This is a genomic window from Emticicia sp. CRIBPO (assembly GCF_009905725.1).
Classification (GTDB): Bacteria; Bacteroidota; Bacteroidia; order Cytophagales; family Spirosomataceae; genus Leadbetterella.
Window position 1 is genome coordinate 96,415 of sequence record NZ_JAAAKV010000007.1, and the last position, 14,326, is coordinate 110,740.

The window sequence follows — 14,326 nt, forward strand, 5'->3', positions numbered from 1 at the left end:
CTCGGAAACGACGCATTTGTAAAAGTATTTATGAAAAAACTTTGGCAGAGCCCAAAGAATGATCAATTTCGTTACAACTTTTACGGGCCAAGAAGAGTTTAGAACTTAAAACACAAAAAATGTCATTACAATCCTATCTGGAGGCTATTAACCTCGAAATCTCTAAAACCACCTACGGAGAAAGCCCTGAAGAACTTTATGAACCTATCCGTTACATCATGGACCTGGGAGGAAAGCGTATGCGGCCTGCCCTGACCCTGATGTCTGCCAATATGTTTCTTTACAACTGGCAAAAAGCCCTTAAAGCGGCTCTGGCGGTTGAAGTCTTTCATAATTTTACCCTTATGCACGACGACATCATGGACCAGGCTCCGATCAGAAGAGGACAGCCGACGGTTCATGAAAAATGGAATCCGAACGTAGCCATCCTTTCCGGCGATGTGATGCTGGTGTCTGCCTATGAATTGTTGCTGACAGTAGAAGACCGTCATATCAAAAGGGTCATCAAACGGTTTAACAAAACGGCCGCCGAAGTTTGCGAAGGACAACAACTTGACATGAATTTTGCCTCCAGAGACGATGTTTCGGAAGAAGAATACCTGGAAATGATCAAGCTTAAAACTTCAGTTCTGCTGGGTTTTGCCCTTGAATTGGGAGCCATTATTGCTGATGCTGATGATGAATCTATTCAACTGCTGTATGAGGTTGGACTTAACCTGGGCATAGGATTTCAGCTCAAAGACGATATCCTGGACGTTTATGGTGACCCTGAAAAATTCGGAAAACAGGTAGGCGGCGATATCATCGAGAACAAAAAAACCTGGCTTATGCTGGAGGCCATTAAGAAAAGTAAAGGCACTCCTTCTGAAAAAGAGTTGAACAAATGGCTGACCGCCACTACTTTTGACGCTAAAAAGAAAGTAAAGGCCGTCACCGAAATATATGACAAACTGGAAGTAAGGCCGGACGCCGAAACCAAAATGAATGAGTTTTTTGACAAAGGGCTTGAGGCTCTCAAAAAACTGAAAGTTTCGGAAGATAAAAAACAGATCCTGAAACAATTTGCAGATTACCTGATGGAAAGAGAAAGCTGAGCTATCTGACTCAGAACAATTTACTAAACAAAATAAACAGGCATGTCAATAACCATTATTATCATTATAGCTACCGTTGTCGCCAGCCTCGTGGCATTCAGAGACGGGAATTTCAGAAACAAGTGGATTCATAACCCGTACACCGTTTATCATCGCAAAGAATACTGGAGATTGCTTACTTCGGGCTTTATTCATGCTGACTATATGCATCTTTTCTTTAATATGTATGCGATGTATTTATTCGGTGAAGTGGTTGAAGATCGCTTCGGTTATTTTTTCGGAGAAAAAGCCGGGGTGTATTTCCTGGGGCTTTATCTTTCAGGGATTGTCGTGGCCAACCTGCCGGATCTTATCCAGAAAAAGAACCAGGCTTACTTTAATTCACTGGGAGCGTCAGGGGGAGTGTCTTCCATCGTTTTTTGCAGTGTGATTCTTGAGCCTCTGAACAAGTTGATGATGTTCCCGATACCCATTCCTATGCCGGCCTATATTTTTGCAGCCATTTACATTGCTTACTCAATATACATGGAGAAAAGGCAAATGGACAATGTTAACCACATGGCCCACCTGTGGGGGGGTGTCTGGGGTGTTGCTTTTATTGCCTTTACCAAATTTGAAACCATTCCGGCCTTTTATCAGCAAATCCTGAGTTCTTTCTGATGAAACTGAACGAGCCATATCCGGTCCGTGAACGAACTATCGGACAAACCATCATCCACTCTGTTGCGGAAGGGGCTTTTTTATACGCATTTTTTGTGCTTTTTCAACCTTTTGATATGTCTCAGTGGCATGACGAAAACAAGTATATCAAATTACTTGGCTTTGCGGTTGTCACCACCCTGAGCACCTTCACCAACCGGGAAATATTACCCAGGATTTTCACGAAGTTTTACAGGGAGGAGAACTGGGTCGTCTGGAAAGAGATCGTCAGCATCGTTATATTATTGCTGACCATCAGCCTCGGGAACCTCATCTATGGCAATATCCTCTTTGGCTGGGGTTTCAGTTTTTCCATGTTCATCGGCTCATTTGCTTCAGTTATGCTCATCGGCTTTTTTCCCATCACCTTCTGGGTACTGATGGATTATAACCTGAAAATGCGGAAGTTTGACCAAAACATCGTTATCAGCCATACCGAAGAAAAGCCGAGGTCCGTTTCCGCTGTCCGTCTGACTGCAGAAAACGAGAAAGATTTTGTAGAATTCAATGAATCCCAGCTGCTGTTTATAGAATCCTCCGATAATTACTCCACCGTTTATCTCTCAGATTCAGGAAAACTGAAAAAAGACCTGCTCAGAAGCAGTCTGTCGCGTCTTGAAACCCAGCTTAATTCCGAAAAGCTGGTACGTTGCCACAGATCATACATCGTCAACCTCACCAGGGTAGAAAAAGTAAGCGGCAATGCCCAGGGCTTCAAATTTCACCTGAGTGATTATGACGCCCCGGTGCCTGTAGCCCGGAAATATTCTTACCTTGTGGAAGGCCTGAGATGATCAGGGTCTGAAAATAGTCTTCCCGGTCATTGCCTTTTCTATCAGCTTACGGTCTGTCAGCTCCGGCCTTTTTCCTCCTTTGGTAAACATCTCTGCCTGGTCGTCATAGTGCTTGCTCATAAAATATCCCGATTGCCCGGTTGGATTGACACTGTAGGCTAATCCGGGATTGGCAAAATCAATAATTCTTCTCAAAGCAGGTCCGTAAGACACTTTGTAAGTACCTGACGAATCCAGGGAGAAGTCGAGGTTGTTGATGGTCTCACGGCCTCCGTTGACGGCCATCGGACCGACATTGAACCACTTGCCCGCTACCGGAATAATTCCCAGCGGATGCTTGTGTTCAAGGGTATGTACCTTGCCCCACTGCCAGGCGGACATGTCAGGTCCTAATTGAGTTTCCAGTTCTTTTACAGAAAGTACAAAGGCCTCTGTAAAAATCTCACGCCGGGTTTCCTTTTTCGGGGTATTGATATTGTCCCACCATTTGGACCGGTCATTCCTGAAAAACTTAGAGGTGTTTCTGACCAAAGCCAGCTGGTTATCAAAAACTTTGTAGGTTTCAGGGCCGAGTTCATCGCTCAGGGCAGCTTTGTAAACATTGTACATAAACCTGTAGAAAACGGCCGGCTCTGTATTTTCCAGTTCATGGGTGCCATCCCATTTTGACAACCCGTCATAGGCCTTTCTAGTCTTCTCATTCATTTTAGAGGTAGAGATGGCCGGTAAAATGGCCTTAAGAAATTCAGGATAATTAGCCGACTTAACGTCATTGATTACTTTTCTCACCGATTCTTCTGTCCAGTCATTTTTATCCGTGAATATTAGCTCCTGGATCCGCTCTGCCCGGTTTGAAGGCACATAATAACCGGCTACCAGACCTGTCCCCATATCTTCGGGTTGGTTATTGGCGGTATACAACACCCCTCTTTCAGGATTGAGTATCTGGGGATTTTGCTCAAAAGCCAGCCATCCCTGCGGATCATCAAGCCCGGTTGAACCATCCAGGATCAGCTGAGGGTTGACGTGAGCGGGTCTGACCGGGAGCTTGCCGGCTGCCCACCAGGCAATATTGCCTTCGGTGTCACCCCACATGAAGTTAAGTCCCGGCGACGTCAGCGGTTTCACAGCCTTGGCGGCTTCAGTTGCATTTTTAGCATGTGTCAGGTTATAGAATACCTGGAGGTGTCTTGACGGAAACTGATGATAGACCCACCATAAAGCCACGGGATCTTTTATTTTGTCAATCTTATCGAATGCCCCGTTCATGAGATAGCCGTGCCTCGATTTCTTCACCTCAAACACCAGGTCGGCTTTGTCTTTTATCTTAATAATTTCTTTTCTTGATTTCAGGTCTTCCCAGTGGTCTTTATACCAGACCTGGTCCGGATTGGCCGGGTTGGCTTTCTCCCTGAAAAAATCGGCGTCGTCATTTTCAAACATGGTCAGTCCCCATCCGCCATGATCTGAATGACCCAGGGCGGGCACCGGTGTTCCCGCGAGGAAATTGCCATATGTCTTAAAGCCCGGGCATTCCAGGTGGGCTTCGTACCAGACCGACGGCTGTGCAAAGGCAATATGCGTGTCATTGGCCAGGATAGGTTTCCCTGACTTGGTTTTCTTCCCGGAAATCACCCAGCCGTTGGAGCCATGAAAAGGCGGAAACATCAGGTCCTTTTGTAAAGTATGCAACTGATCGGCCATAGAGATCATGGCCTTTGTCACATGGGCCGGGGTGTTTTTTTGTACAGGTATTTTAAAGGCACTGTCAGGCCAGGCACTTAATACATCTTTATAATATTCAGGGCCGAGCTCAGAAAAAACGGAAGTCGCCGCAGCCTCGGAACTGAATGCCCCGACAAATGTATAGCCCATGTACCCTACGATAATTTCCAGGTCAATGAGCTCAAACTCCGTTTTGGGAATACCGGCCAGGGTAAACTCAATGGGTGTTTTCCCGGCTTTGACATATTGATTGATCCCTTTAAGATAAGCTTTGGCCGCTTTTACAAAAGGAGCGTTCGCATCACTATAAACGGAATCTATCGTGGTTCTGGCATGTTCCCTGAAACTCAGCATTCTGAAAAACTTGTCACTTTTGAGTGCTGCTTCTCCGAATACTTCCGAAAGCCTTCCGTCAGCCAGTCTCCGCAGGATTTCCATCTGGAACAAGCGGTCCTGGGCATGGATATACCCGAAAGCATAGAAGAGGTCTTCTTCATTTCTGGCATAAATGTGGGGTATTCCGAAGTTGTCATACAAAACCTCCACCTCAGCACTGAGACCCGGCAATTTCAGGTCGGCGTTAAAATCAGGAGTCAGGGAACGGAGGTAAAAATAAGCAGCTGCCACAGCTAAAGCTACGGTCGCTAAAAGACCATAAAGAATACGTTTAAGAATTTTCATCGGCTTGGGACTAAAGTTTTACAGAACACTATAAAAATAAAAGGAAAAATGCTTAATTGTGATTTAATGGGGGTGAATTTTGCGGTGCTTTATGTATTCATTCACAAATCTGTTGTACTATTCAAAGATTTTTATATTTTAACTACCTAATTATCATTGTTTTAATTTTTAAAATGTAGTAAATTTGTAACACGAAATAATTATTGAATATTTACAATTATGGCACTGGCAAAACAATTTTTAAAATCAAAACCTGTTTGTAAGGTTACTTTTGAACTTTCAGGTGATACTTTTACAGGAAAAGAAGTTGCTGTGGTAGGTGAGTTTAATCAATGGTCACCGACTGAGACATTGTTGAAGAAGCAAAAAAGTGGAGGATATAAAACAACTGTGGAATTGCCTGTAGGTCAGGAAATTCAATTCCGTTATCTGATCGATGGTACTACCTGGATCAATGACGATGCAGCTGACAAATACGTACCGAGCGGAGTTTCTGTAGATCAGAATTCTGTTGTAGTACTTTGAGATATTAATTTTAAGGTTGAATAATATAAAAAAAGGCGGTCTGTTTTTGACCGCTATTTTTTTGCCCTTTTTTCCCGGAAACAGCCCGGTGAGCTTCCAAATTCAAGGGTAATTCCCGAATTCTGATAAAAAAAACTATCTTTGGCAATTAACCCGTTAATTACACCTCATGTCAAAGAAGCTTAATGAGATACTGGGCCGCAATCCGGTTTACTTTACCTTATTTGCCTCCGTCACGGCTTTCCTTACTTACCTGTGCTTTTATCCTTTCCGCAGGGCATATACCGCAGCCACTTATGAAGATCTTGCGTTCTGGGGAGTCAATTACAAAATCCTGATCATTACGGCCCAGGTGCTGGGCTTTGCTGTTTCGAAAGGACTGGGTATAAAATACGTTTCTGAAATGCCTCCGGCCCACAGGTCACGGAATCTGATCATTATCATCATCCTGTCCTGGATATGCTATCTGCTGTTTGCACTAGTCCCGGCTCCTTATAACCTGTTCTTTATCTTCCTGGCCAGCTTGCCTTTGGGTATGGTGTATGGCACTATGCTTGGTTTCCTGGAAGGCCGGAAAGTCACTGAACTTCTTGTCGCAGTTCTCACCGCTTCTTTTATTATCGGTTCGGGTTTTGCCAAGAGTATCGGCAAATGGGTGATGGGCACTCTCGGGGTGACGGAGTTCTGGATGCCCTTTGTGGCCTGTGCCATCATGATCGTCCCTTTTGCTTTCTTTGCCTGGCTGATGGGTAAAATCCCGCCGCCTGATGCTTCCGATGAAAACCTGAGAACTGAAAGAAAACCCATGCAGAAAGCCGACCGCAAAGCTTTTGTCAAAGAATTTACCTTCAGCCTGGTCATCTTTGTCATTTCTTATGTTTTACTGACCACCTTCCGGGAGTTCAGGGATAATTTTGCCCCGGAAATCTGGAAACAACTGGGGTACAGCAACAATTCGGGTATTTTCACACAAACCGAAATCCCGATAGCCATAGCGGTACTGCTGATCATGGCTTCCATGCGATGGATAAAAAACAACCACCTGGCCTTCAGGGTCATCCAGATACTGATGCTGACCGGCGGTTTGTTGATTGGCCTGGGTACGATCCTTTTTCAGCAGGCACTCATTTCGCCTGTGATATGGCTGACGATGCTCGGTTTCGGGGTTTACCTGGCTTATTCGATGTGCAACAGCCTGTATTTTGAGCGGATGATCGCTGCTTTCAAAAAAGCCGGGACGATCGGTTTTCTCATTACTTTTGCTGATTATTATGCTTACCTGGGGAGTATCCTGGTACTTTTCTACAAAAACTTTTTTCAGAAAAGCATCAACTATCTTGAGTTTTTCATCTACCTGTCTTATTTCATTTCAATCATTTATGTGGTATTGGTGGCCGTGTCGATGTGGAATCTTGAACTGAAAAGACGGCATATAAATGATCCGGAAGATTAACTGAATTTACTTAAATCTGTTTTCTGGCGACCATGTTTTTAAACTGAAGCGGGCTTTTGCCTTTGATTTCTTTAAAAACCTTGCTGAAATAAGAGCTGTTCGTAAATCCGCATTCAAAGCACACGTCTGCCACACTTTTCTCGGTCATGAGCATCTGACAGGCCTTATTGATCCTGAAATCGTTCAGAAACTCGGTGAATGTATGGTTCATAATTTTCTTAAAGTAATTGCAGAACGAGGGTACTGTGAGGTTAGCCAGATCGGCCATGTCTTTGATGTTGATGTGATCCTGGTAATGCATCTCTACATAATCATACACCTTTTTTAAACGAGCCTGGTCTTTATAATTGAAGTCATAACGGGTGCCGGTGGCATTGAGCAGGTTATATTCCGTCGATTTTGCCAGCACATGAAAAATACTGATGAGCTCCATCAACCTTTCAAACTGATTCATAGCAGGCAGTTTTTTCAACCTGCTGCCGATGGTTTTGAAAGTTTTACCGTAATACTGTATACCCTGCTGTGACATTTCCAGGAGTTTTTTTACCGGGGCCATTTCGGGCCTGTCAAAAAATTGCTCGCCCAGGAAATCATATTTAAACTGAATCACCACTTGCTCATACTCCCCGATGGAGTCATAACCAAAGCCTGCATGGGGCAGATTAGAGCCCATAAAGACAAGGTCTCCATCTTCATAATAACTGATATGATTGCCTACATGGCGGCGGCCCCGTCCGTCAAAAACGAAGACCATTTCATATTCCGGATGATAGTGATAATCCCACGAAAAAGCATGCGGGCTCATTTTTTCGTGCAACAGCCGAAAAGAGCTGCCCTCATCATTCTGGACTTGTTCGAAAGGCGTTTTCACTATATTAATGCAGTTTTAATTAAATATTTTATAAAAATAGTAATACAGTGTTAAAATGCCTTAATACAAGAATATTTATTTTTTGTGCGTTCGCCGAACTTTGTCTAAAGTTAAAAAATGATTAGTTGTTTTTAATGACGAGGAAATTAACCTATGATGAATCAAATAAAGGCGGGCAGGCTTGCCCGCTTTTTTTATCTTGAAGCCAAAACCAACCTGTCTTTCAAAATCTCCCTTAAAACAAGAACCCTATGAAAAACTGGAAAATAAAACTATCGATATTTCTTAACTATTTTGTCTTTGCAATTCTGCTCAACAGCGTCGGGACCGTCATACTGCAAGTGCAGAACAATTATCACGTAACAGCCTCTTCGGCCAGTATTCTCGAGGCTTTTAAGGACCTGAGCATTGCCATAGTTTCGTTTTTTGTGGCTTCGTATCTGACCCGCATCGGTTATAAAAGAGCCATGCTCATTGCCCTGGGGCTGATCAGCGTCACATGCCTTTCCATGCCTTTCCTGGGCAGCTTCATGATGACCAAGGTGCTGTTTGCTACTACCGGGGCTTGTTTTGCCCTGATTAAAGTTTCGGTGTATTCTACGATCGGGATCATCACCGGAAACAAAAAAGAACACGCCAGCCTGATGAATTTTATCGAATCCTTCTTTATGATTGGTATTCTGACCGGCTATTTTATATTCAGTGCCTTCATTAATGAAAGCAATCCAGCTGCCTGGCTTAATGTTTATTACCTGCTGGCGGTGATTGCCTTTCTGGCATTTTTGTTGTTGCTTTTCACGCCCCTGGATGAATCTTCCGTAAAATCGACAGTGTCGAAACCCCTGACCGAGGATTTTGCAGAAATGTTTAAACTGGCTATCAAGCCGATTGTGCTGGTTTTTATTGCCAGTGCCTTCATTTATGTGCTGATTGAACAAAGCATCATGAGCTGGCTGCCTACTTTTAACAGCCAGGTGCTGCATTTGCCTACGATCCTGAGTGTACAGATGGCCAGCATACTGGCCGCCTCCACTGCCGCGGGGAGGTTTTTTGCAGGTATTGCCCTCAGAAAAATACACTGGTTTTATGTCTTGTTTATTTGTCTGCTGATTGCTGCTGTGCTGGTTTATGTGGCTATTCCGCTGGCCAAAAAAGGGACCGGAAGTCCCATCACCGGATGGTCTGATGCCCCGCTGGCCGCTTTTGTATTTCCGATGATCGGCTTGTTTTTAGCTCCTATATATCCTGCCATTAATTCTGTCATTCTGAGCACTTTACCCGCCAGAATGCATGGAGCAATGTCGGGCCTGATCGTTATTTTTTCAGCTTTGGGAGGTACAACCGGCTCATTGATTACCGGTTACATTTTCGAGCATCACGGCGGAGAAGCCGCCTTCTATTTCTCTCTGATCCCGATCACCCTTCTGCTGGTTTCTCTCTATTTCTTCAACAGAATACAAAGAAAATCAAAAGTAGAGGTCGAATTCAATACTACTTCAGGACACTGAAATTACACTTTATCAACATTTATTACCGATGAGTCATCCTGTTAAATATATACATGAGTTAGGGCCTTTATTTGAAAAAGTCCAGACCTCACGTGTATTTGCAGACAATAAAACCTTTCCGGACTGCCTGCCCAACATCAGCCTGGAAGAAATCAATGCCAGGTTTTCAGAACAAAAAGAGCAGCCCGGTTTTGATTTAAAAACCTTTGTTTTACAATACTTCACCCTACCGCCTGAAACCGGTCAGAGTTATGAAAGTGACCGGAATATGCCTGCGAAAGAGCACATTGAAGAGCTTTGGGAGGTCCTGGAAAGGAAAACGGTTGCTGAAAACGGTTCTCTGATTCCGCTTCCCTATCCTTATGTAGTGCCGGGTGGGCGTTTCAGGGAAGTGTATTACTGGGACAGCTATTTCACGATGCTGGGGCTTAGGATTTCGGGCAGAAACGAGACGATGAGGCACATGGTCGACAATTTCTCCTACATGATCCAGACCATTGGTCATATTCCAAATGCCAACCGGACCTACTATATCGGACGCTCACAGCCACCGTTTTACTCGCTGATGGTAAGCCTGCTTGCTCAGACTTATGGTAACGGGGTCTTCATTGATTATCTGCCCTTCCTGGAGAAAGAGTACCAGTTCTGGATGGACGGAGAAGACTTGCTTGATGAACAAAACAAAGCCGTCAAAAGGGTGGTGCTGTTGCCGGATGGAACCATTCTTAACCGCTACTGGGACAAGAGCAATACCCCGAGACCGGAGTCTTATGTAGAAGACCTGGAGCTGTCCCACATTTCAGACCAGGAGCCTGAAGTACTTTTCAGAAACCTCCGTGCTGCAGCAGAATCCGGCTGGGATTTCAGCAGCCGCTGGTTTAAAAATCCAGAAGCTTTTGAAAGCATTCATACTACCGACCTCCTTCCTGTGGATTTAAACTGCCTGTTATATTACCTGGAAATAACCATCGCCAAAGGCTACCTGCTTGAAGGACGCTCTGAAGAAGCCGGTGTGTTTCAGAACCTGTCAGAAAGCAGGAAAAGAGCAATAGAAAAATATTGCTGGAATGAAGAGGAGGGTTTCTATTTTGACTATGATTTTGTGGCGGGCAACCAAAAAGACCAGTTCACCCTGGCGGCAGCTTTTCCACTTTTCTTTGAACTGGCCCCGAATGAAAAAGCACTGAAAGTAGCCGGAGTTCTGGAAGACAGGTTTCTGGCGGAAGGCGGGCTGCTGACCACCCTGCAGTTTACCTCCCAGCAATGGGATGCCCCTAACGGCTGGGCTCCTTTGCAATGGATCGCTTACCAGGGCCTGGTCAATTACGAGATAACAAACCTCGCAGAAAAAATCCGGGATAACTGGACCGCCCTGAACCTCAAAATCTATAAGGAAACAGGTAAAATGACTGAAAAATACAATGTACATAACCTCCACATCAAAGCAGGAGGCGGAGAATATCCCAATCAGGACGGGTTCGGGTGGACCAACGGGGTATATCTGAAAATGACCTCTTAGCGGAAAAAGCCATATTTAATGATGCAGTAAATAGCCCGGAAGCCATCTTTCCAGGTTATTTTTTTGCCTTCCTCGTAGGTTCTGCCATAATAAGAAACCCCCACTTCATAAATCCTGATTTTAGGGATACGTGAAATTTTGGCGGTCACTTCCGGCTCAAATCCGAACCGCTGCTCCACAAGATTAATTCCTTTGATGATCTGTGTGTCAAACATTTTGTAGCAGGTCTCCATATCGGTCAGGTTGAGGTTCGTGGTGGCATTCGACATGAAGGTCAGCAACTTGTTTCCGATAGAGTGGAAAAAGAACAGGATCCTGTGCGGACGGCCTCCTATAAACCTGGAACCATACACCACGTCTGCATAACCATCCAGGGCGGGCTTCAGCAGCAGGTTATATTCTTCGGGATCATACTCAAGGTCGGCATCCTGGATGATCACGTATTTACCGGTAGCATTCCTGATTCCTGTGTGCAACGCGGCCCCCTTTCCTTTATTTTTCTCATGTTTTATGTACTGGATCTCATGTTGCGGATGATCGCTGATAAACTTCAGGATCTCTACCTCAGAGTCATCAACAGAACAGTCATTGACAATGACAATCTCTTTTTTATAGTTATTGATCAGTTGCACTGAACACACTTTGGAAAGAATGACTTTCAGGGTTTTCTCCTCGTTATAAACCGGAATTACTATGGTTAATTTCATTATATGTGCCTTTTCTATACTCCACCTTTCAGCGACACCGCCTTGATGCTTTTCTTAATACATATCTTTATATTCCCGTAAAGGTAATCAGTTGGGCCTTTGCACCCTCGCATTCAGGTAAAATTTTGTATGACTCCGCCTCACAGCTTTTAAGGTTCACAAAATATTTTTCACAGACTTATTATTTTATGCCGGATAAAAAACTTTACTTTGCATCGTAATCTCAAAAGGGGTGCCTTAATATTTCGGGCTGAGATCATACCCATTGAACCTGATGCGGCTAGTACCGACGAAGGGAATTGAGCAACATGTTAGGATTTTTCTTTGCATAAGCTTATTTATCAGTTTATTTAAAATTTTGTCAACCAAGGGCTATGCCCCGTGACAGGTTTTGCTCCTTTATCTGTTTCGTAATAATTCATGTTATTATGAAATTTATTTCTTTAACTTCCTCCAAAAGAGGCCTTTCTTCAAAACCAAAGCGGTTGTTACCGGCTTTGCTTATTCCTTTATTATTGGCTGGTTCGGCAGTTTCTGCCCAAACCGACTCCGCCAGGGTCAACTCCCTGAACGAAGTGGTGGTGAAGTCCATCAGGGCCACAGAAAAAACAGGGATGTCTTTTACCAATGTCGGTAAAAAAGAACTCCGGAAACAGAACCTTGGCCAGGACATTCCGTTTCTGCTTAATCAGCTGCCGTCGGTAGTGAGCACTTCCGATGCAGGAGCAGGTGTGGGTTACACAGGCATCAGGATCAGGGGCACAGACCCGACCAGGATCAATGTGACCGTTAACGGGATTCCATTTAACGACTCTGAATCTCAGGGTGTTTTCTGGGTCAACATGCCGGATTTTTCTTCGTCAGTACAAAGCATCCAGGTGCAGCGTGGGGTCGGAACATCTACCAACGGAGCCGGGGCTTTCGGAGCGAGTATCAACGTCAATACCTTGTCGTACGAGAAAGACCCCTATGCCGAAACCAACATTTCGGTGGGGTCATTCAACACCATCAAGACGAACGTACTGGCCAGTACAGGCTTAATGAATGATCATTTTGTGATCGACACCCGTCTTTCCAGGATTGCTTCCGACGGATTCATTGACCGCTCAGGTTCTAACCTGAGATCATTCTTTCTTTCGGGTGGCTATTACGCCAAAGACAACTTCATCCGTCTAAACGTTTTCTCAGGCAAGGAAATCACCAAACAGGCCTGGGAAGGTGTGCCTGAGAGTGCCGCAAAAGGTGACCTGAAAGGCATTAATGATTATGTTTCCAGAAACTACTTTGACGATGCCTACAAGAATGAACTGATCAGCAGGGGAAGGAAATTTAATCCCTATACTTATGACAACCAGGTGGACAATTACCAGCAGGATCACTATCAGCTGATTTCGTCGTTCAAACTTAACCAGTACTGGAGATTTAATCCAACGCTGCATTATACTTACGGCAGGGGCTTTTATGAACAGTACAGGCCTGATGATAAATTCTCAAGCTACGGTTTACCCAACATCACCATCGGCAATACCGAGATCAAGCGTTCTGACCTGATCAGACGCAAGTGGCTGGATAACCATTTCTACGGCGGTGTGTGGTCGTTTGATTATGAAGGCCCTTCAAAAATCAATGCGACGATCGGTGGTGGCTGGAACAGGTATGAAGGCAAGCACTTCGGAGAGGTGATCTGGGCAAGGTACAATCCGTCGTCAGATACAAAATACAAATGGTACAATAACAAAGGAACCAAAAACGATTTTAATATTTATACCAAGGCATTTTACCAGTTTAATCCCAAGCTGAATGCGTACGTTGACCTGCAGTATAGAGCAGTCAACCTGTCGATCCTGGGGATTGCAGACAAATTGCAATCGGTGGATTACAGCAAAACGTTCAACTTTTTTAACCCGAAACTGGGTCTGAATTATGCGATGAGTCAGACCAGCTCAGCTTATTTGTCGTATGCTGTCGGCAACAAGGAACCGGGCCGTCAGGACTTTGTGGATAACGCCCCGGCTGTTCCGAAACATGAAACATTGCAGGATCTGGAATTGGGTTACAGGGTCAACACGGGGACATTCAAGGCGGAAGCCAATGTTTACTACATGAATTACAAAGACCAGCTGGTATTGACCGGAAAGGTAAACAACGTAGGTGAGGCCATCAGGATGAACGTAGCTGACAGTTACCGTGCCGGACTCGAACTGCAGGCATCTGCAAGACTCTCGCCGATGTGGGTGATCGGTGCCAACGCGACTTTCAGTCGGAACAAAATCAGAGATTTTACGGAAACCATTCCAAGTGAGACAGAAGGTAAAACGATTATCAACCAGTACAGCAATACTGATATTTCGTTTTCTCCGAACCTGATTGCCGGAGGGCAACTGAGTTTTATGCCGCATCGCCGTTTTGAAATCACTCTATTGTCGAAATATGTTTCGAAGCAATTCCTTGACAATACGGCAAGCGAAAGCAAAAAAATCGATGCCTTTTTCGTGAATGATCTGCGATTGGTCTTTACGCCTGCTCCGAAGCTCCTGAAAGAGCTTCAGATCAGCCTACTGGTTAATAATATTTTCAACCATCAATATGAATCGAACGGTTACACTTACAGCTATGAATATGAAGGGGTGGTGACAGAAAACTTCCTTTTCCCACAGGCCGGAATTAACTTCCTGTCGGCTGTCCGTTTAAGATTCTGAAAATCCTGATTCTTTCTTTTGCAGAAACAAAAAATGCCGGTATGAATGCCG

11 protein-coding genes and 1 riboswitch are annotated in these 14,326 nt (G+C 44.5%); of the genes, 8 read left to right on the top strand and 3 right to left on the bottom strand.

Annotated elements, in window-relative coordinates; all coding sequences use genetic code 11:
* Positions 1 to 119 precede the first annotated feature (119 nt).
* The 3 genes from GVN16_RS15310 to GVN16_RS15320 are packed head-to-tail and all read left to right on the top strand — an operon-like array spanning position 120 to position 2,587.
* Positions 120 to 1,094, top strand: coding sequence for a polyprenyl synthetase family protein (locus GVN16_RS15310; protein WP_166564790.1), 975 nt, complete (start codon positions 120 to 122; stop codon positions 1,092 to 1,094).
* A gap of 42 nt (positions 1,095 to 1,136) precedes the next feature.
* Positions 1,137 to 1,754, top strand: a complete 618-nt coding sequence (locus GVN16_RS15315) for a rhomboid family intramembrane serine protease (RefSeq protein ID WP_205748882.1) — start codon at positions 1,137 to 1,139, stop codon at positions 1,752 to 1,754.
* Entirely contained in the window at positions 1,754 to 2,587 is an 834-nt protein-coding gene (locus GVN16_RS15320; RefSeq protein ID WP_166564791.1) for a LytTR family DNA-binding domain-containing protein, read from the top strand. The genes GVN16_RS15315 and GVN16_RS15320 overlap by 1 nt, the downstream gene beginning before the upstream one ends.
* Here the strand turns inward: GVN16_RS15320 and GVN16_RS15325 are convergent, their stop codons facing one another.
* A complete protein-coding gene (locus GVN16_RS15325; protein ID WP_166564792.1) occupies positions 2,588 to 4,993 on the bottom strand; it encodes a penicillin acylase family protein in 2,406 nt (801 codons plus the stop codon).
* 219 nt (positions 4,994 to 5,212) lie between these two features.
* Here GVN16_RS15325 and GVN16_RS15330 point away from each other — a divergent pair, with 219 nt between their 5' ends.
* Positions 5,213 to 5,518: an isoamylase early set domain-containing protein gene (locus GVN16_RS15330; RefSeq protein ID WP_166564793.1), complete on the top strand. Its 306-nt coding sequence runs from the start codon at positions 5,213 to 5,215 to the stop codon at positions 5,516 to 5,518.
* A gap of 169 nt (positions 5,519 to 5,687) precedes the next feature.
* Positions 5,688 to 6,971: a DUF5690 family protein gene (locus GVN16_RS15335; RefSeq protein WP_166564794.1), complete on the top strand. Its 1,284-nt coding sequence runs from the start codon at positions 5,688 to 5,690 to the stop codon at positions 6,969 to 6,971.
* A gap of 10 nt (positions 6,972 to 6,981) precedes the next feature.
* On the opposite strand, the gene GVN16_RS15340 is transcribed toward GVN16_RS15335, so the two are convergent.
* On the bottom strand, positions 6,982 to 7,842 hold the full coding sequence (locus GVN16_RS15340; RefSeq protein ID WP_166564795.1) for an AraC family transcriptional regulator: 861 nt from the start codon (positions 7,840 to 7,842) through the stop codon (positions 6,982 to 6,984).
* A gap of 251 nt (positions 7,843 to 8,093) precedes the next feature.
* Here GVN16_RS15340 and GVN16_RS15345 point away from each other — a divergent pair, with 251 nt between their 5' ends.
* Together GVN16_RS15345 and treF are read left to right on the top strand one after the other, a co-directional pair.
* On the top strand, positions 8,094 to 9,350 hold the full coding sequence (locus tag GVN16_RS15345; protein ID WP_166564796.1) for a sugar MFS transporter: 1,257 nt from the start codon (positions 8,094 to 8,096) through the stop codon (positions 9,348 to 9,350).
* A 28-nt stretch (positions 9,351 to 9,378) separates the two neighbouring features.
* On the top strand, positions 9,379 to 10,869 hold the full coding sequence (gene treF, locus GVN16_RS15350; RefSeq protein ID WP_166564797.1) for an alpha,alpha-trehalase TreF: 1,491 nt from the start codon (positions 9,379 to 9,381) through the stop codon (positions 10,867 to 10,869).
* On the opposite strand, the gene GVN16_RS15355 is transcribed toward treF, so the two are convergent.
* Positions 10,866 to 11,576, bottom strand: coding sequence for a glycosyltransferase family 2 protein (locus GVN16_RS15355; protein WP_166564798.1), 711 nt, complete (start codon positions 11,574 to 11,576; stop codon positions 10,866 to 10,868). The genes treF and GVN16_RS15355 overlap by 4 nt on opposite strands.
* Before the next feature lie 218 nt (positions 11,577 to 11,794).
* A riboswitch (TPP riboswitch) is annotated at positions 11,795 to 11,891 on the top strand.
* 113 nt (positions 11,892 to 12,004) lie between these two features.
* Between GVN16_RS15355 and GVN16_RS15360 the strand changes: the two genes are divergently transcribed.
* On the top strand, positions 12,005 to 14,275 hold the full coding sequence (locus GVN16_RS15360) for a TonB-dependent receptor (protein ID WP_166564799.1): 2,271 nt from the start codon (positions 12,005 to 12,007) through the stop codon (positions 14,273 to 14,275).
* Positions 14,276 to 14,326 lie beyond the last annotated feature (51 nt).